The organism is Methylobacterium sp. DB0501, assembly GCF_011043735.1.
GTDB lineage: Bacteria > Pseudomonadota > Alphaproteobacteria > Rhizobiales > Beijerinckiaceae > Methylobacterium > Methylobacterium alsaeris.
This window is the reverse complement of sequence record NZ_JAAKGV010000034.1, coordinates 1-18,770: the sequence shown is the minus strand read 5'-3', so window position 1 is coordinate 18,770 and position 18,770 is coordinate 1. Positions and strand designations below refer to the sequence as shown.

At 61.7% G+C, this 18,770-nt stretch carries 10 protein-coding genes and 6 pseudogenes; 11 read left to right on the top strand and 5 right to left on the bottom strand.

Annotated elements, in window-relative coordinates; all coding sequences use genetic code 11:
* The first annotated feature begins 874 nt into the window (after window positions 1-874).
* Complete coding sequence (locus G4G93_RS32320; RefSeq protein ID WP_165091325.1) at window positions 875-1,417, top strand: CYTH domain-containing protein; 543 nt, start codon at window positions 875-877, stop codon at window positions 1,415-1,417.
* A 728-nt stretch (window positions 1,418-2,145) separates the two neighbouring features.
* Here G4G93_RS32320 and G4G93_RS32315 read toward each other — a convergent pair.
* Window positions 2,146-2,592, bottom strand: coding sequence for a hypothetical protein (locus G4G93_RS32315; protein ID WP_165091324.1), 447 nt, complete (start codon window positions 2,590-2,592; stop codon window positions 2,146-2,148).
* A gap of 213 nt (window positions 2,593-2,805) precedes the next feature.
* Here G4G93_RS32315 and G4G93_RS32310 point away from each other — a divergent pair.
* A pseudogene (locus G4G93_RS32310) lies at window positions 2,806-3,558 on the top strand (IS6 family transposase).
* A 1,404-nt stretch (window positions 3,559-4,962) separates the two neighbouring features.
* On the top strand, window positions 4,963-5,178 hold the full coding sequence (locus G4G93_RS32305; protein ID WP_165091323.1) for a hypothetical protein: 216 nt from the start codon (window positions 4,963-4,965) through the stop codon (window positions 5,176-5,178).
* A gap of 374 nt (window positions 5,179-5,552) precedes the next feature.
* Here the strand turns inward: G4G93_RS32305 and G4G93_RS32300 are convergent.
* Window positions 5,553-6,306, bottom strand: a pseudogene (locus tag G4G93_RS32300) (IS6 family transposase).
* 99 nt (window positions 6,307-6,405) lie between these two features.
* Window positions 6,406-6,786, bottom strand: a pseudogene (locus G4G93_RS32295) (undecaprenyl-diphosphate phosphatase); the annotation flags it as partial.
* A 997-nt stretch (window positions 6,787-7,783) separates the two neighbouring features.
* On the opposite strand from G4G93_RS32295, the gene G4G93_RS32290 reads away from it, so the two are divergent.
* Entirely contained in the window at window positions 7,784-8,674 is an 891-nt protein-coding gene (locus tag G4G93_RS32290) for a MipA/OmpV family protein (protein ID WP_165091321.1), read from the top strand.
* A 183-nt stretch (window positions 8,675-8,857) separates the two neighbouring features.
* A pseudogene (locus G4G93_RS32285) lies at window positions 8,858-9,082 on the top strand (ISL3 family transposase); the annotation flags it as partial.
* 161 nt (window positions 9,083-9,243) lie between these two features.
* Here the strand turns inward: G4G93_RS32285 and G4G93_RS32280 are convergent.
* Together G4G93_RS32280 and G4G93_RS32275 are read right to left on the bottom strand one after the other, a co-directional pair.
* Entirely contained in the window at window positions 9,244-9,669 is a 426-nt protein-coding gene (locus G4G93_RS32280) for a histidine kinase (RefSeq protein WP_165091320.1), read from the bottom strand.
* Between the two features lie 77 nt (window positions 9,670-9,746).
* Window positions 9,747-10,505, bottom strand: coding sequence for a hypothetical protein (locus G4G93_RS32275; RefSeq protein WP_165091319.1), 759 nt, complete (start codon window positions 10,503-10,505; stop codon window positions 9,747-9,749).
* Between the two features lie 306 nt (window positions 10,506-10,811).
* Between G4G93_RS32275 and G4G93_RS32270 the strand changes: the two are divergent.
* From G4G93_RS32270 to G4G93_RS32245, 6 genes and pseudogenes are all read left to right on the top strand, one after another.
* A pseudogene (locus tag G4G93_RS32270) lies at window positions 10,812-10,961 on the top strand (IS481 family transposase); the annotation flags it as partial.
* 460 nt (window positions 10,962-11,421) lie between these two features.
* On the top strand, window positions 11,422-12,720 hold the full coding sequence (locus G4G93_RS32265; RefSeq protein ID WP_165091318.1) for an efflux RND transporter periplasmic adaptor subunit: 1,299 nt from the start codon (window positions 11,422-11,424) through the stop codon (window positions 12,718-12,720).
* A gap of 22 nt (window positions 12,721-12,742) precedes the next feature.
* Window positions 12,743-15,880, top strand: coding sequence for an efflux RND transporter permease subunit (locus tag G4G93_RS32260; protein WP_165091317.1), 3,138 nt, complete (start codon window positions 12,743-12,745; stop codon window positions 15,878-15,880).
* A 119-nt stretch (window positions 15,881-15,999) separates the two neighbouring features.
* Window positions 16,000-17,535 carry an efflux transporter outer membrane subunit gene (locus G4G93_RS32255; RefSeq protein ID WP_312892314.1) on the top strand — a complete coding sequence of 512 codons (1,536 nt, stop codon included), beginning with the start codon at window positions 16,000-16,002 and terminating at the stop codon, window positions 17,533-17,535.
* Between the two features lie 312 nt (window positions 17,536-17,847).
* A pseudogene (locus tag G4G93_RS36855) lies at window positions 17,848-17,985 on the top strand (transposase); the annotation flags it as partial.
* Between the two features lie 92 nt (window positions 17,986-18,077).
* A partial coding sequence (locus G4G93_RS32245) for an ISAs1 family transposase (protein WP_206290152.1) occupies window positions 18,078-18,770 on the top strand: 693 nt, incomplete at its 3' end.

Below are 18,770 nucleotides of genomic sequence, written 5' to 3'. Positions count from 1 at the left end.
GGACTTAAGAATTGTTATTGGCGGATTGATGTATCTGTCATTGATTGCCCCGCCATTAACGCCGCGACACCGGTTGTTGATGTAAGCCAGCTAAGTGTATCGGATGTCTGTCTCCGCTATCACTTTCGCGACAGTGGCGGAACAAAAGCTTTAAATTGCGAGAAAAAAAACATATATTACAAGTAATGCTGAGTTTTGATAGTTTTGTTGCGTCAATTATCTTAGCATTGATTGACGACTGTCGTGACATTTTGCAGTGCAGCACCGTACCCGACCGAACTGCGCACGATAAAGGAAGTGGCCACCCATGACGCCTCATCTCACTGTCGACTTGGAACGCTGTAGGATGCCGCGGGGCGCCCTACAGGCCGCGGAATTTGAAGTCGAAGGCCATGGTTATCTTGAAGTCATCGGACGCTCAGTCTCCTATATCGATCGAAGGTCCGGGATTTCTTTGCTGAGCTACTCGTATCCCAGCGAAAAAGACGCCAGAATGCAAATAAAATTCTTCAGAGAGTCATATCGGGATGCAGAGAAGCGCCGGTCCTCATTCAGGGTGGTATCTTGACCTGCCCTGAGCGACAATCGTTTGCCAGATCTGGGTTGGATCCCTGTGAGTAGTGAGGCTGAACGAGAGCGGGAGATCCCGCCTGCGCGCCCTTCATAGCGCTGTAGCAGACGGGATCTCTCGCGGGGGTGGCCATCGGCGGTGACGGCTTAGGATCGGGTTGCGAGCACCAACCCGGAACCCGGGAGACCCCCGATGCCATGATGAACGTGCCCATCTGTACCCCCATCGGCGACCAGTCCGGTGTGCAGTCGCCCTTCAGGACATGGTAACCCACAGGTGCCCGCATACAGGCGCGGAGATGGGATGCGGATCGAGATCGAGCGGAGGTTCCTGGTAGCCCATGACGGCTGGCGTGCACGCGCAGCCGCGAGCCACTACCTGCGCGACGGATTCATCGGGCAGTTCAGCGGCGGCAAAGTTCGCGTCCGCCTAGACGCGGAGCGCGCCTGGCTGACAGTCAAAGGTGCCCGTATCGGCTTAGGACGACCTGAGTTTGAGTATGAGATCCCCCAAGCCGATGCCGAAGCCATGGTCAGTGCCATGTGTCAGGGCTGCCTGATCGAGAAGACTCGTTACTGCATACCTCACGCTGGGCTGACCTGGGTCGTCGATGTCTACGAGGGCGATCTGGCGGGCATGATCCTGGCCGAGGTGGAGCTCGAGCACGAGGATCAGGTCTTCGCGTTGCCCGATTGGGCAGGGCTGGAAGTGTCCGGCGATGTGCGCTTTCGGCAGACCACGCTGTTGCGCCTGCGTGCCGAACTCGGCCGCCCCCTCACCCCTGCCCTGGTCCTCGGCCTTTCAATTCCGCTTATCGACTCGCTCCAGGAGCAGCAAGCACGTTAGAAATCTTGACGTCTTTAGCGAGATACATCGGGTGAGAGCCTATTATCGAAGTGACGATTGGTTTACTTGAAGGAAAATTGACGAAATTTCTCTTGGTCGAGACAGTGTGCGGAATACAGTCGCGGGTCAGCAGTGTTGCTATTGATATCGCGCTGACAATCTTCGCGGAAGAATGCGTACTGTGGGCAGACGTCGTTCAGGCTGAGGATGCGTGTTGCCTCACCATTATTGGTGAATGGTCGGCACGACACGATGTTTGTTGTTGTGGGTGGCGCTTGATCCTGAGCAAGACATACCGAAGCCGTTAGGAGGATACCGGCCGTTGCGCTGATGGTGAATGAGGTGCTACGCATAGATCTCTGGTCCGTTAACAATGAAGGTACAAGGCCTTAACAAGATTTCGTTGCGGGGAGTTTCATGAATTTTTTGTGACGTTGCTATTAGGGTGTTGAATATAATCAATGATAGGGCATAAAACACTTAGCCGACTGTACGAATGGAAATTTCTCTCTGTTGGAATTGCGCTATGTGCCACCATGGAAATGAGGCGTACGATTGTTATACCATCCACTGCGGTCAGCGTTTGCCTGAGTAGGATCCCTAGGGCCAAAACCCAATCAGCTTGACCGTGCGAAGGACTGCTGAGGGTGGAAAGCCGACGTCTGGTTCTTGCCATTTAAATTAAGGTGATTATTAATTTATGATTTTGGGCAACGGCGTTTTCTGATTCATTGGGCAAGTATCAATTTCTTGTCTACGAACACAGCCTGCACCCAGGTATTAACGAACGAGTTGGACTCAAAACGATGATTTCTCTTCCATTCGGACTTAGGCAATAATACGAAACCTGAAATCTGTGTTTCGCCCTCAGCGAAGAATGCCCCACAGCTAGTAGTATCGTAAATTACTACAAATTTATTCGGTAGATTACCTTTGATACGTTCCAAAACTTGAATGGATGCACGTCGATCTAAAGGAGATGCGTTCCAGACTTTAAGAACTTTCACTTTGGCAGCCAGATACTTATCGGGCCATTCGACAACGGAGCCGCTTTCTGGAAGTGAGGCATCACATGCCCACACGTTTGCTGCAAAATGCGATAGCGCAAGTGCAGCAAGTCCTACGATTTTTGGTCGCGACAAACGTCCCACCCGAGCACAGGCTTTGAGTGGCATTCATGAAAGCATTCTGGGGGGCCATATTTGCTCGGCGGAACCGAGTCCGCAATGGGTCGAATGCAGACCCTCACATGGTCAAGCTGATTGGGGTTTGACCCTAGTGCAATGACACCAACGAACAAGTGGGTGTGTCGCAAACGCGAACGGGCCCGCGTTCACGGGTCGTTAGCCATACCTGACTACCTTGCCGCCTCCCTCCGGAACTGGCCCATGATCCTGAACGCCCTCGCCCTCACGCTGAAGAGAGAGGCCCATGGCGATTTTCAGGGCCGGCATTTCGAAGCCACCCTGATCATGCAAGCCGTCTCCTGGTACCTGCGCTACGCTCTCGGCTACCGCGACATCAAGGAGATGGTGCTGGAGCGCGGCCTCACGGTCGACCGCTCCACCATCAACCGGTGAATGCTCGCCTACGCCCCGGCCATCGAGCGCCGCCTGCGCCATTTCCGCAAACCGCATTGCGGCTCGGTGTGCGTGGACGAGACCTACATCTGGGTCCAGGGTCAGTGGCACTACCTGTACCGGTCCATCGACAAGCATGGCGAGGCGGTCGACTTCCTGCTCACTGCCAACCGCGACCTCGACGCAGCCAAGCGCTTCTTCCGCAAGATGCTACAGTATCAGCCGCGGCTCGCCCTTGATCGGATCGGCATCGACGGCGCGGGCCCTTACCCGCCGGCGATCGCCGAGAGCTGCAAGGAGGCCCTGCTGCCGCGCACGCCCACCCACCACGTCACCAAGCACCTGCAGCAGGGGATTGAGAGCGACCATTTCCGAGTGAAGTGGGCGATGCCGCGGGTGGGCGGGTTCCGCTCGTTCACGACGGCCCGGCGCACGATCTGCGGCTTCGAGGCGATGCTGGGGCTGCGCAAGGGCTTCGGGTTCGCGGGTACGTGGACCGTGCGGGAGCAGAACCACCTCCTCGCCACCTGCTTCGGGCTTTCCGTCGCGAACAAAGCGTGAAACCGGGGGTGGGCAGCCCCTTCTGCGGCCTGAACCCGACTTCGCGACAGGCCCCGCAAGCTGACAGCCTGGGCTTAGAGCAATGAGATCGAGACGCTCGCGGCGCAGGGCCTGAGTGTGAACCTCATCGTGGCGAAGCTTGTCACCAAAAGCGCGGATGGACCCAATTTGTCGTCATGCCTGATAGACGTCGCCGGTCGTTGGAGCGCGTTATCAATTGAGGGCGGCCGTCGCACTCGATCAATGCAACGATTGTTGGTTGGCCAGACCGAGAGATTGCTGGTTCCGTCTTCGTACGTTCGCGTTGAGCGCGTATGCGTGAGTTCCGCTTCAGAGGTCACGCTCATGCTAGAACCAACCGCGGCGCCTTGTTCCTTCGAGCCCGAGACCCTCGCCCGCATGGGTCGAGCATTCGAAGCGGCCCTCGTCATTGCAGAGGATGAGGGCAGCCCCTTCACCAGCATTCCCGTCCTAGTCGTACGCGCGAGCTTGGCCCGTTTCATCATTGAAGACGCGCAACGCGGGGTGCGCGACGCCGATATCCTGAAGGCACGGGCCTTGCAGCGCCTAGCCCGTACCCACTCATCGCTGGGGTAAGCATGATGCGACTGAATAGATCCCAACACTACGTATCGTAAATAATCTCGGTAAATATCACAAAACTTATCAGAAGAGACTCTTCGGGGTAAGCCGTTGACAAAAAATGTTTTTAGAAAGATTTCTTCACTTATTTCTAGGCATTGTCAGTTGTTCAACTTAGGAGATCAGCGTCATGATGACCAGCGCAGACGCTAAGGCTTTTGCCAGGGTCTAGTATGCTGGACACATAGACGAAAACGATACACCGTACTTCGAGCATATTGGGAGATTTGTTGCTATAGCTGAACAGCGAGCACGCTGCGCCCAACAGACGGGATTGGCCTTAGACGTAGATACTACAGCCCAAATCGCGTGGTTACAGGATATATTAAATCTTACCAAAACAACCATAGTAGATTTGTTTCGTGCGGGATTTACAAAATATGTCGTCGACAGTTTTTTGTTGCTCAGCAGGAAGCCTGAATTCGAGATCTATAAAGAATATATTGCCTTAATTGCGCAAAGCGGAAACTTTAGTGCGATCATTATATCTTTATGTAAATTGGATGACAGCATTGACCCTGATGTTGCGAAGCAAGAAGGCCATGAGGCTCTGGTAGAGCGGTATGCAGTCTCATGCGCGCGACTGCGCATGGCGGCGGCTTCGCTCGGCTACACAGGACCATGACCCTCGAGTTGGCTACTCGTCCGGTGTCTCCAGCTCAGACCATCCTGCTGACTGTCACGCTAACGTCATGTCTCAGAGCAAGGTTCAGCAGGCCGGCTGCCGGGTCTCAGAAGTCCCGGCGCAGAAGGGAGAGAACCATGGCAACGCACCAGGGCGCAGAGCACCACAAGAAGGCTGCCGAGCACCACGAGCACGCGGCACGACATCATCGTGAGGCCGCCAAGCACTACGAGGCGGGTAGCCACGAGAAGGCGGCGCACCACGCTCACACAGCGCACGGTCATGCCAGCCACGCCACGCACCACCACACTGAGGCAAGCCGCCATCACGCCGAGCAGCACGGCGGGCACTGAGACGGAAAGAGCCCAGCGGTATCACGACCCCTTGCTTGATGTACAAGGCAGCGGGCCAGAACATAAGCGGCCACGCGAACCGGAATGAATGTGCGCGTACATCCGGCGTCACCTTCAGTTCCGGCACCGTGGCCGCACCCGATCAAGCGATCTAATCGTGATCGACTTGCTGCTGAGATGAAGTATAATGGTTAACAATCAGTCAGCAGTCACAACGTCACAGGGTTACCGTTGGGGAGGGACAGGCGGGCGGTGTTGATGATCTTCATAGCCGATCCTCCGGAGTGAGGGCTTCAAGGTCGCGGTCTCCCCCGCGAAGCGGGCGTGTCGCAAACTCGGGTTCAGGCCGCAGACGGGGCTGCCCGCCCCAGCTTTCATGTTTTCTTCGCGACGGGAAGTCCAAAGCAGGTGGCGAGCAGTTGGTTCTGCTCGCGCACGGTCCACGTACCCGCGAACCCAAAGCCCTTGCGCAGCCCCAGCATCGCCTCGAAGCCGCAGATCGTGCGCGGGGCCGTCGTGAACGACCGGAACCCGCCCACCCGCGGCATCGCCCGCTTCACTCGGAAGTGGTCACTCTCGATGCCTTGCTGCAGATGCTTGGTGACGTGGTGGGTGGGCGTGCGCGGCAGCAGGGCCTCCTTGCAGCTCTCGGCGATCGCCGGCGGGTAAGGGCCCGCGCCATCGGTGCCGATCCGATCAAGGGCGAGCCGCGGCTGATACTGTAGCATCTTGCGGAAGAAGCGCTTGGCTGCGTCGAGGTCGCGGTTGGCAGTGAGCAGGAAGTCGATCGCCTCGCCATGCTTGTCGGTGGCCCGGTAAAGGTAACGCCACTGGCCCCAACACCTTGATGTAGGTCTCGTCCACGCGCACTGAGCCGCAATGCGGTTTGCGGGACTGGCGGAGACGCCGCTCGATGGCCGGCGCGGAGGCGAGCACCCAGCGATTGATGGTGGAGTGGTCGATCGTGAGGCCCCGTTCGAGGAGCATCTCCTCGATGTCGCGGTAGCTGAGAGCGTAGCGCAGGTACCAGGAGACGGCCTGGACGATCAGGGTGGCTTCGAAGTGCCGGCCCCAGACGTCGCCGCGGGCTTGCCGCTTCAGCTTGAGGGCAAGGGTATTGAGGACCATCGGCCGGCCCCGAGGCGGAGGCGGAGGCGGAGGCGGCAAGGTGGTCAGGTATGGCTAACGACTCGTGAACGTGGACCCGTTCGAGTTCGCGACAGGCCCCAAGGGAGAGCCGCAGGCGTCCAAGACGTCGGACAGGAGGAGTTCTGCGGCCCCGATCGGTAGGGTCGCAATCAGGATCCAGGCAGACAGGCGGAGATGCGGGTCATCGAAGCGCCGGTCCGTGATGGCTCGTGCGGAGCCGGCTGTGAGCCGCAGGACGTCGCTGCGGAAATAGCTGACGACCGCTGCCAGCTGCATCGCGGCCGAGAACGCTAAGCCGGGATCCGGCCAGCCCAGGAGAGCGGGGACCACCCGCATGTGGGCTGTCGACGAGATCGGCAGGAGTTCCGTAACACCCTGCACGATCCCGAGCACAGCGACGCGCCCGTAGCCAAGCGCCACGAAGCCGGTATCCAGCGGGCCGGAGCAGCCTGAGGCCATCGGTGAAGCGCTCCTCGGTGCTAGACGTCGTTCCCGGATTCACCACATCTCACCAGCGAGCAGCCGCGTTCGGACTGCCTCGTTACGCACGCCGGTTCGTTGCGTTGACTGCGAAACCTTCAGCCACGTTCGTGTACCGTGGATGTACAGCCGCAGATGTTGTAGGTACGACCGATCGGTCGTGACTTAAGGCGCCTGAACTAGCGCCCGCTTCTGGGAAGCGATCCACCAATTAATCGAACATACCATTCTACTGGGCGATCACGAACCGCTTCGAAAGCAAACATGAAGCAGCGCACATCGAGTATAAGCGGGGAATATAGCGAACCTCGCAGCCGTACACGACCGGCGAGCGGCTATCAACTGTGCAAGATGTGCTGTCGCCCCATCTCAGTCAGACGCAGTGATGCGGATACGCAGAGACATATTTCGCACACCTCAAAACGTCAATCACAGGCGAACTATACGAATTTGTATACGTACTGACATCGAAAAGCCCCCCATGAGATCGTAATGAGTTTCGGTGCGGTGACAGGCGGCACAAGCCTGAAAGAGGCGCGGAAAGGGCTAGGGCCATGACGGGATCGTTCTTGCCCATGCGAGCAAGTCGCTATATGTGCCTCTTCACGATGCTTAGCGCCTTGCAAACGGCGCTCCCGGTCAGCGCTCGCGCCGATGCCGATACTGAAGCCAGCGGCCTCAACGCGGTCCAGTCCGCGTGGGGCGCCTTCTCCATCATAATGGACCGATGCTGGTCGGGCATGGCGAAAACCGTTGGGTCTCTTTCGACACCTGATCTAATCTCTGCGCCTGTCATTCTGACGACACGACGGGCCTGCCTCGGCCTTGATGGCCGCACGAGCAACGATTGTTCCGCGGCGGTGAGTTTTGTATGCCGTCAGCATGGCTTCGAATTTGGTAGACGCATCAATATTTCATCTGGGCAAGTCTGTCGTCTTACGCCCCAGGGCATCACACAGGCCACGCATGCCTTCGCGTGCAAGCCGAAAATCTGGCTAACACAGGTGGCCTGCTGGTGAATATCTCGCGCTTGATATCGCCGATTGGCCTGCGCTTGCCGGTCATTCTGTGCGGCTTGAGCACAACAGCGTTCGCGGCTGCGGCCGGCGCGGCCGAACTTCCGCAAAAATCACTCGTGCAGGAGCGTGTGATATCGGTTTCACTCTTCTCGTTCTATGGCCCGAAATACCTCGGCGCCGAGCGTTACGGCCCGTTCGCCTTTCCGGCGTTTGATATTCGCCGGCTGGGCGAGCCCTTCGCCCTGGACTCACCCGACGACGGCCTCGGCTACCCGGTGCTTGATACACCGCGTCTCAAGCTCGGCCCCGTTGTCTCGCTGCGCCAAGGTCGCAACGCGGGCGTCGAGCATCGCTTCACGGGTCTCGATCCAGACCCTTGGGCAATCGAAGCGGGCGCTTTTGCGGATTACTGGATACTTCCTGAGCGGTTACGCACGCGCGCCGAATTGCGACATGGACTGCGAGGGCGTGATGGTTTAGCCCTTGATTTGTCGGCCGATCTATTCACGCGCCAGGGCGCTTTCACGCTGTCCGCAGGACCCCGCCTCGGCTTACTGAACGCCACTCTCGCGCAAGTGGAATTCGGAGTCAGTCCCGCTGCGTCGCAGCGCAATGGCTTCTTCGTCCCATATCACGCCAGCGGTGGGTTGCAGAGCGTGGGCCTAAGTTCGTCTCTGTCTTACGATTGGTCGCCGGTATGGCGCACCACATTTTATAGCCGCTACGACCATCTCACCGGAGATGCCGCCGCCAGTTCGATCACGCGTCGCCTCGGTGCGGTTAATCAATTCACTGCTGGCCTTGGCATCACCTACTCTTTCCGCAGCAATCTACCGTTTCTACCATGAGTGTGCCCGTTGCGAACGAGCCGAGGGATTTTGGCGATGGTCTCCACGATCAACATCCCCGGCTGCCTCCCTGTGCCTGACGGTATGGGAGCATGACGTGAGCTGCTGGGTGTAGGTCCCGATTGGGCTATGACGCACGTTTGGTGCAGGCGTATTGATGGATCTCGGCTTCGGCCGTCGGAGATCCGCTATGTCCCACAGCCTTCGTCTCGACTCCGCCGTACCGGCCTTGTCGTCGATCATGGCGAAATGGGCGCTGGCCTGACCATCTCCGCTCGGCCGGTCGCCGCGTCGACCCGCTGTCCGAGCTGTGATGGGATCTCGTTTCGGCTCTACAGCCGATGCACACGCACCCAATCGGATCTGCCTGTCGCCGGCAGGCGCGCCGTTATCACGGTCAGCGTCCGCTGGTTAACGGCCCGCAGCCATCGGGCCGGTGGTTGATTGTCGAGAGACACGACGGGCGGGCTCGGTCGCAATCTTCCCGGTCGCCGACCTCGTTCTCCTTGCGCACAATCGTGTGCTAGCAGCCGCCAAGCCGCCCTACCACGGTGTCGCGTTCCGAACATCTAGCCGGAGGCCTTGCCGCTCATCCGGTCCATGGTGGCGAGGAGATCCGCCAACGCCTGCTTGCAGGTCGCGGCATCCGGACTGCTCGCGCGGAGCGCTTCAAGGGTCCGGTCAATCGCCTTGTCAACCGCGTGCCAGTCCGCCGCCGCACGCGGCTTCAGACCAGCCTCAGCCTCGTCCCAGGAAGTCTCAAGATCCTTGATGCGCGCCTTTGCCCCAGCCAGATCACCCTTATCGGCGAGCGCCTGCGTGTCGACCACGATCGCCCGGAACTTCGACAGATCGCCGAGCTTCGAGGGCGTGGCCGCTTCGGCCGTGCTGATGGCGAGGAAATGTCCTGTCGCCTGCGGAACGGCGCTCGCGCAAGCCCATGTGCCTACTGACGCAAGCACAACTGCTGTCGCCAAGTTCGAACGCGTTATCATCATTCCTCTCCTTGCAACGCCGCTCCGCGGCCGAGACTTCAGGTCCGGGAGGGACCGCTCGTCCTCACGATCCCGCTTCACGCTCGACCCGTAATCAGCCCCGGGTCGGCTTTCTTCTCCGAGCCGAAGCTGAGGAAGACCACGAGGCTGACGATAACAGCGAGGAAGGCGAGGCTCGTGTAGGCGGTGCCGAGCCCAAGGCCGCCGTACTCCCGTGCCTGGGACAGCAAGTCCCCGAGGGAGGCGCCGAGCGGACGCGTCAGGATGTAGGCGAGCCAGAAGGTGAGGACCGGGTTCGCGCCGAGCCGATAGGCGAGCGCGATGAGCGCGATCAGGCCAGCGAAGACGAGGACCCCAAGGTTGAAGCCGAGACCGAGCGCCTCTGTGGCCAAGTCGCCGGCCGCCGTGCCCAGCGCAAACGTCAGTAGGATCGCGAGCCAATAGAACAGTTCGCGGCGCATCGTGACAATCGTGTGGATCGAGAGGGTGATCTCGACCGCGTACCACGCAGCGAAGGTCGCCGCTAATGCTGCTGCAAAGACGGCTGTGCTGACGTAGAGGCTGATCCCGAGCTTGTCCGTCAATACATCCGTGATCTGCGTGCCGACGACGCTGACCAGCACGACGGTTAGCCAGTAGATCCAAGGAACATAGCGGCGCATCCGCAGCTGCAGGACGAGCGCGATAAGCAGGAGCGCAGCCATGATCCCGCCGGTGATGGCGGTGCCAAGACCAACATGCTTGGCAAGGTAGTCCGCACCGGTCTCTCCCACGGTCGTTGAGAGAATCTTGATGACCCAGAAGATCAACGTAACCTGCGGCACCTTGTTGAGCATCGCTCCAACGTCGGTGTTTAGGCTGATAGCCATACTATAACTCCGATGACCGGCCGATTTCCGACGCGGAACGCTGGCACCAGGATGGCCCATCGGAGATTGCAGGCAGGTGGCTCGCAGATTGAGGATTGCCAATCTTCGGATCTACTTTCACCTCTCATCCTATGTATGGGAATCGGCCGTGGCAGGCCTGGCAGCTCCGATTAGATGTTTGATCTCAGGGTTTGATAGTGCACTCGCCACGCGCGAGTGGAAGGATGCGCTATGAGCTAGGTTCACCACGGGAGCGCCACAACAACTGCGGCGATCCGTCGAGCGATCCAGCATAGTTAAGACAGCTTGAGGCAACTCGCTGCGCGCTACGGTATTAATCCCAAGACCGTTGCCGAATCGAAGCGGCGAAGCTCTGCGGCGGACGGCAAGACAAGGCAGAGCGACCCAAAATCCACAGTACTGTGGGTTGCGTGGAAGTTTCTGCAGGATTAGATGCTAAGCGAAGCGAAAGCGAGCCGGGTCGAAGCGGCCGGTGCGCAAGGGCCTGAACTGCTCGCGCGGCCGCTTGATCTCCGACCAAAGGCACTCGCCCGTGAGTGCGATGTCGCCCCAATCCAAATTCCGCTTCAATATTTTAAACGCTGTTACGCTATAAGTCAATTATCTGCTCATTGGGAATGCGTATTGTGATAAATATCATGTTTTATTAATTTCTTTTAATGACGGCCGCATATCAATTTATAAAGATCGCGAAAGATTTCAGTTAGATAAAATGGCCTAGCCATTAATAGATAGTTGACATAGCCGGCTCTGCTATGCAGGCGTGAGCTTAAGATATGTGCATATCGCGAAATAAATATTAACGATCCGGACATACGCGAGAATCTATTTTCACAGGATTACTATATATAGCTGGGCTCCGATGGATACCAAGGATCTTCAGACCACGGAGGCGCCGGCGCGGCGGCGCCGCGGCCTCGGCCGGGCGGTCACGCTCCTGCTCCTCGCAGGGGCGGGCGCCGCAATCTGGTTCGTGCCCGCCCTCGCGCCCGTGCGCGAGCGCCTGGAGGCAATCCTCGTCCAGCGCCAGGGCGTCGAGGGCCAGGCGCCGGAGGCCGGAGAGGCGCAGGGCGAACCGGTCTTCCGGCCGAGCAAGCAGCAGCGCGCGAGCTTCGGCATCGAGACCGTGCAGGCCCGGGACTTCCGGCCCGAGGGCTTCGCCGAGGGGCGGATCACCGTCAACGAGGACGACAACGTCCCGGTCTACTCGCCCTATGCGGGCCGGGTGACCAAGGTGATGGTCCGGGCCGGCGACCGGGTGAAGGCCAACCAGGTGCTGTTCACCCTGGAGGCCACCGACATGGTGCAGGCCCTCAACGACTTCCAGGCGGCGGCCAACCTGCTCGCCAAGACCTCGGCGCTGCTCAAGCTCAACCAGACCGTGGCGGCCCGGCTGCAGGAGCTGTTCCAGGCCAAGGCCGCCGCCTTGAAGGACTGGCAGCAGGCGCAGAACGACGTGATCGCCGCCCAGAGCGACCTGCAGGCGGCCCAGGCCGCGCTCCAGGCGGTGCGCAACCGCCTGCGCATCCTCGGCAAGTCCGACGCCGAGATCGACGCCTTCGCGCGTAGCGGGGCGATGAGCCCGGAGACCGAGATCCGCGCCCCGATCGCCGGCACCATCGTGCAGCGCAAGGTGGGCCTGGGCCAGTACCTCGCCGCGGGCAGCGACCCGGCCTTCATCATCGGCGACCTCTCGACGGTGTGGCTCGTCGCCAACGTGCGCGAGAGCGAGGCGCCCAAGATCAAGCTCGGCCAGGAGCTCGAGGCCAGCGTGATCGGCTTCCCCGACCGGGTGTTCAAGGCGAAGATCAGCTACATGGCGGCCGCCCTCGACCCGGCGACGCGCCGCCTGCCGGTGCGGGCCGAGATCGACAACGCCGAGGGCCTGCTCAAGCCCGAGATGTTCGCGACCTTCACGATCCTGACCGGCCGCGACGAGCGCGCGCCGGCGATCCCGGCCTCGGCGATCGTCTACGAGGGCGCCCGGGCCCGGGTCTGGGTCGAGCGGCCGGACGGCACCATCGCGTCGCGGGGCGTCACCCTCGGCCTCTCCGGCGGCGGCCTCGTGCAGGTCGTCGACGGGCTGAAGGTCGGCGAGCGGGTGGTGACCCGCGGCAGCCTGTTCATCGACCGCGCTCCGTCCGGCGACAAAGCATCTTAAACGTCAACCCAGGAGGATCGCCATGAACCGCCTGATCGACTTCGCCCTGCGCCAGCGGGTGCTGGTGCTGCTCCTCTTCATCGCGACGCTCGGGATCGGCTACGCCAGCTTCCAGCAGCTCAACATCGAGGCCTACCCGGACCCGGTGCCGCCGCTCGTCGACGTCATCACCCAGAACCCGGGCCAGTCGGCCGAGGAGATCGAGCGCTACATCACCATCCCGCTCGAGGTGCAGCTCGCCGGCATCCCGAACGCCACGGTGACGCGGACGATCTCGGTCTTCGGCCTCTCGGACGTGAAGATCCAGTTCACCTACGACTTCACCTACCAGGAGGCGGAACAGCGCGTCCTCAACCGCCTGTCGCAGCTCTCGCCCCTGCCCAACAACGTCCAGCCGCAGATCTCACCGACGAGCCCGATCGGCGAGATCATGCGCTACAAGGTGGCGGGCCCCCCGGGCTTCTCGCCTACCGACCTCAAGACCCTGCAGGACTGGGTGCTGCAGCGCCGCTTCAAGGCGATTCCCGGCGTCGTCGACGTCTCGGCCTTCGGCGGCAAGACCAAGGAGTTCGAGGTCGCGGTCGACCTGCGCAAGCTCCAGGCGCAGGGGCTGACGCTGGTCCAGCTCGTCACGGCGCTCAACAACTCGAGCACCAATGTCGGCGGCCAGACCCTCAACGTCGGCGAGCAGTCGGCGGTGGTGCGCGGCATCGGCCTGATCCGCGACATGGACGACATCCGCAACACCATGATCACGCAGGTGAACGGCGTGCCGGTGCTGGTGCGGGACGTGGCGGAGGTGTCGGTCAGCAACGCGCCGCGCCTCGGCATGGTCGGCCAAGAGAACGACGGCGACATCGTCGAGGGCATTGTGCTCCTGCGCCGCGGCGGCCAGAGCCTGCCGACGATCCAGCGGGTCGAGGCCGAGATCGAGAAGATCAACAGCTCGGGCATCCTGCCGCCGGGGGTGCAGGTGGTGCCGCTCTACGACCGCAGCGCGCTCATCCACACCACCACCCACACGGTGATGCACAACCTCGTCTTCGGCGTGGTGCTGGTGTTCCTGGTGCAGTGGCTCTTCCTCGGCAGCCTGAAGAGCGCGATCATCGTCGCCGCCACCATCCCGTTCGCGCTGGGCTTCGCCATCACCGTCATGGTGGCGCGGGGCGAATCGGCGAACCTCCTGTCGCTCGGCGCGATCGATTTCGGCCTCATCGTCGACGCGACCGTCATCATGGTGGAGAACATCTTCCGCCACCTCGCCGAGTATAAAGGGCCTGCCCAGCGCGGCAGCGGGGTCAAGATCGGGCTGATCGCGGCGGCGGCGCGGGAGGTGAACCGCGCGATCTTCTTCTCCGCCTCGATCATCATTGTGGGCTTCCTGCCGCTCTTCACCCTGACGGGCGTCGAGGGCCACATCTTCGGCCCGATGGCGAAGACCTACGCCTACGCGCTGATCGGCGGATTGCTCGCCACCTACACGGTGTCGCCGGCGCTCTCCGCCCTGATCCTGCCCAACCACGTCGAGGAGCGCGACACCATCGTGGTCAGGATGCTGCGGGCGCTCTTTCGACCGCTCCAGGGCTTCACCCTGAACAACCGCATCCTGACCATCCTGATGACGGTCGCGATGCTCGGCTTTACCGGCGTGGCGATGCGCACGCTCGGCCTCGAGTTCCTGCCGACGCTGGAAGAGGGCAACCTCTACATCCGCGGCACGATGCCGGCCTCGATCTCGCTGGAGGCGGGCAACCCCTACGTTGAGCGGATGCGCAAGGTCATCGGCTCCTACCCAGAGGTGACCACGGTCGTCTCGCACCAGGGCCGGCCCGACGACGGCACCGACGCCACCGGCTTCTTCAACGTCGAGTTCTTCGCGCCGTTAAAGACTGCAGACGAGTGGCCGGCCGGCGTCACCAAGGAGAAGCTGATTGAGGACATGTCAGCTCGCCTGCGCGAGGAGCTGCCCGGCGTCGAGTTCAACTTCTCGCAGTACATCCAGGACAACGTCCAGGAGGCCGCCTCCGGCGTTAAGGGTGAGAACTCGGTCAAAATCTACGGTAATGATCTCGCTCAGATCACAAAGTTGGCAAATGACGTGCGAGATGTGATGAGCCGCATCTCTGGCGTGACAGATTTGGCGATATTTACTTCACTCGGCCAGCCGACGGTGCGCATCGATATCGACCGGGCGCGGGCCGCCCGCTTCGGACTGGCACCCGGCGACATCGCCACCACGATCTCGGCGGCGATCGGCGGCCAGACAGCCGGCGACCTCTACGAGTACGGCAGCGACCGCCACTTCCCGATGCGGGTACGGCTGGCGCCGGAATACCGCCGCTCGCTCGAGACGATCCGCAACATCACGGTCGGCGTGACGACCCCGAGCGGCGGGGTGATGCAGGTGCCGCTCACCGAGATCGCCCAGGTCCAGCTCGTCTCGGGCGCCACCTTCATCTACCGCGAGAACCAGCAGCGCTACATCCCGGTCAAGTTCAGCGTGCGCGGGCGCGACCTCGGCGGCGCGGTGATCGAGGCGCAGCGGCGCGTCGCCGAGCAGGTCGAGCTGCCGGCCGGCTACCGCCTCGAATGGGTTGGCGAGTTCAGCAACCTGCAGGACGCGATCGCGCGGCTCAAGCTCGTGGTGCCGGTGACGATCGGGTTGATCGCGCTCCTGCTCTACGTCAATTTCGCGTCGCTCACCGATACCTTGCTCACCTTGAGCGTGATCCCGATGGCGCTGATCGGCGGCATCTTCGCGCTCGTGCTCACCGGCACCCCGTTCTCGGTCTCGGCGGCGATCGGCTTCATCGCACTGTTCGGCATCTCGACCATGGAGGGCGTGATCCTGCTCTCCTACTGCAACCAGCTGATGGACGAGGGCTGGGCGCGGGCGCAGGCCATCCACCACGCCGCCGACGTGCGCATGCGCCCGGTGATGATGACCTGCGTCGCGGCCTGCGTCGGCCTCCTGCCCGCCGCCGTCTCGACCGGCATCGGCTCGCAGGTGCAGAAACCCCTCGCCCTGGTGGTGGTGGGCGGCATCCTGCTCGCGCCGATCCTGATCCTGGTGGTGCTGCCGGTGCTGATCGCGGCCTTCTCGCGCCACCGTCCCCGGCAGGCTGTTGCTCCGGCGCGACAGCCGGCGGCGGCGGAATGAGCGAGATGCAGACTCGACTGCCACTCTCCATCGACGCACGGGTTTTCGCATCCATGCGTGCCACTCTGCGCCTTTCGCGTGACCCGCAGACAGCCACCTCCGCCACGAAAGAGGCCGTCGTGACAGAGAAGGCGCGTCCGACCGCCAGCACCGCCGCCCGCATCCTGGCGGCGGCGCTCGCCGCCGCGTCGGCCTCGGCCTGCATGGTCGGGCCCGACTTCCAGGGTGCGACCCCGCCGCCGGTGACACGCTACACCAAGGAGGGTCTTCGCAACCCGCAGGTAACGTCCGAGGACGTGAAGAAGGGCGCCGTCGCCCAGACCTTCGCGGCCGGGCGCGACGTGCCGGGGGAGTGGTGGACGCTGTTTCGCTCCAAGGCCCTCAACAGCCTCGTCGAGGAGGCGCTCGCCCGCAACCCGACCCTCGAGGCCGCCCAGGCTAGCTTGCGGGCGGCCCGCGCCACCACCGAGGCGCAGCGCGGCGCACTCTTCCCGCAGGTCGCCTTCAACGGCCAGGCCTCCTACAACAAGGCCCCGGGCGGCGACCTGACTTCTCCGCTCAACAACAACGCGCTGATCTACAGCCTCGTCACCCCGCAGGTGACGGTGAGCTTCGCGCCCGACGTGTTCGGCGGCACCCGCCGCGCCCTCGAGGCACAGACAGCCCAGCAGGAAGTACAGCGCTGGCAGCTCGAGGCGGCCACCCTGACGCTGACCTCGAACGTCGTCGCGGCGGCGATCCAGGAGGCGGCGCTGCGGGCCGAGATCGCCGCGACCGAGAAGGTGATCCAGGCCCAGACCGACCTCCTCAACCTCATCACCAAGCAGCAGAATGCCGGCCAGGTCGCGGGCGCAGACGTGGTGCAGCAGGCGGCGCTGCTCGCCCAGTCGCAGCAATTGCTGCCGCCGCTGCAGCGCTCGCTGTCGCAGCAACGCAACCTCCTCACCGCGCTCGCCGGCCGCTTCCCGAGCGAGGAGGTGAGCCAGACCTTCACGCTCGCCTCCCTGCGCCTGCCCCGCAGCCTGCCGGTAAGCCTGCCCTCGCGGCTGATCGAGCAGCGCCCCGACGTCAAGGCGGCGGAGGCCGCCGTGCACGCGGCGAGCGCCCAGGTCGGCGTCGCGGTCGCCAACCGCCTGCCGCAATTCACCATCTCGGGCGCCGCTGGCGCTAGCGCCACGAGCTTCACAGGTCTGCTCAACCCGGCGGCCAGCCTCTGGACCATCGCCGGCGCGGTGGCCCAGCCGCTCTTCGACGGCGGCACCCTCTTTCGGCGCCAGCAGGCGGCGGAGGAGAACTTGGGTGTGGCCCAGGCGCAGTACCGCGCCACGGTCATCGGCGCCTACCAGAACGTCGCCGACGCGCTGCGCGCCCTCCAGGCTGACGGCCGCGCCGTGGCGGCGGCCAACGCGGCGGTCGCGGCGAGCCAGCAGAGCGTGGATCTGGTGCGCAAGCAGTTCGGCCTCGGCGCGGTCAGCAGCGCCTCGCTGCTCATCACCCAGTCGGCCTACCTCCAGGCCCTGGTGACCCAGGCCCAGGCGCAGTCGAACCAGTACGCCGACACCGCCGCCCTGTTCCAGGCGCTCGGCGGCGGCTGGTGGAACCGCCGCGACGTGAAGCCGGCGCGGGATCCAGCAGATCTAGCACCATTTTTATGATGATTTTACTATTAAATATTGTATAATTTCTGCAATGCAATAAAATTATTTATTTCTGCGTGAAAGAAGATATTTATTCGAGCATTATTTAAAACAAAATGTAAGTTCGATCCTGAAATGTGGATGAGTGTATATACGTGTATTATTGAGGTTATATAATGCGCTCCTGCCTAGGGTCGAATCCCCTTTAAGGTATTGCGATAGTGAGAAAAATATTATCCGAGAATGCCATCCTAGATGTAGAAGTTCATGACAGAGCTGTTCTGACTGTCTGACAAGCAATGATAGGCTATTGCGCTGCGCATGCACACCAACCAGTCCGGCGCTCGACGCAAGGACGACTGAAATATCCTGTCGGTCATCTTGTATGTCATCATGAGCGGCTGCCGCTGGCAGAACTGCCCGAGCGAGTATAATCTTTCTACCACCGTCTACAACCGCTTTAACAGATGATCGCAGGGCAATCGGGTGAATGCGGGAGGTGACAAAGGCCGGAAGCTCTGAATCGGTCGTCCGCCACGACGTGGTTTGGGAGGCGGGCGATGGACGAGGCGAGCTTGCCGGGAGCGGCCGTGTTCGAGGCGACGGTGTTCCTCGATTATTTCGCGGACCTGCCCGATCCGCGCCAGCCTGGCAAAGTCGCCTATCGCCTGGACGAGGTTCTGCTGCTGGCATTGCTGGCCATCCTGGCGGGGGCTGAAGGCTTCACCGATATTGCCCGGTTTGGTCGTACGAAAGTCGCTCTTCTGCGCCGATTTCTGCCGTTCCGGAACGGCACGCCGAGCCACGATCATCTCGGGGACATCTTCGCTGCACTCGATCCCGTCGCATTTCGACGCTGCTTTGCAACCTGGGCCGCGACGCTGACGCAAACGCCGCTCGACGTGATCGCGATTGACGGCAAGACCTCGCGGCGCTCGGGCCAGGCCGGTGCGCGGGATGCCCTTCACGTCGTCTCCGCCTTCGCCGCCCGCCAACGGCTGGTGCTGGCCCAGACCAAGGTCAGCGGGAAGTCCAACGAGATTGCGGCGATCCCGGCCCTGCTCGACCTGCTGTCGATCGAGGGCGCGATCGTCACCATCGATGCGATGGGCTGCCAGCGTGCCATCGCCCGCAAGATCCTCGACAAGAAAGCCGACTATGTCCTGGCGCTCAAGGGCAACCAGGGCACGCTGCACGACGACGTCACGCTCTTCGTCGAGGAACAGAGAGCCCGGGGGAACAGAGAGCCCGGG

Excerpts from the sequence above, each read along its gene's own strand:
- G4G93_RS32305 (WP_165091323.1), top strand. The coding sequence starts at position 4,963 with ATGGCAACGCACCAGGGCGCAGAGCACCACAAGAAGGCTGCCGAGCAC.
- G4G93_RS32260 (WP_165091317.1), top strand. The coding sequence starts at position 12,743 with ATGAACCGCCTGATCGACTTCGCCCTGCGCCAGCGGGTGCTGGTGCTG.
- G4G93_RS32315 (WP_165091324.1), bottom strand. The coding sequence starts at position 2,592 with ATGCCACTCAAAGCCTGTGCTCGGGTGGGACGTTTGTCGCGACCAAAA.
- G4G93_RS32275 (WP_165091319.1), bottom strand. The coding sequence starts at position 10,505 with ATGCTCAACAAGGTGCCGCAGGTTACGTTGATCTTCTGGGTCATCAAG.
- G4G93_RS32265 (WP_165091318.1), top strand. The coding sequence starts at position 11,422 with ATGGATACCAAGGATCTTCAGACCACGGAGGCGCCGGCGCGGCGGCGC.
- G4G93_RS32280 (WP_165091320.1), bottom strand. The coding sequence starts at position 9,669 with ATGATAACGCGTTCGAACTTGGCGACAGCAGTTGTGCTTGCGTCAGTA.
- G4G93_RS32320 (WP_165091325.1), top strand. The coding sequence starts at position 875 with ATGCGGATCGAGATCGAGCGGAGGTTCCTGGTAGCCCATGACGGCTGG.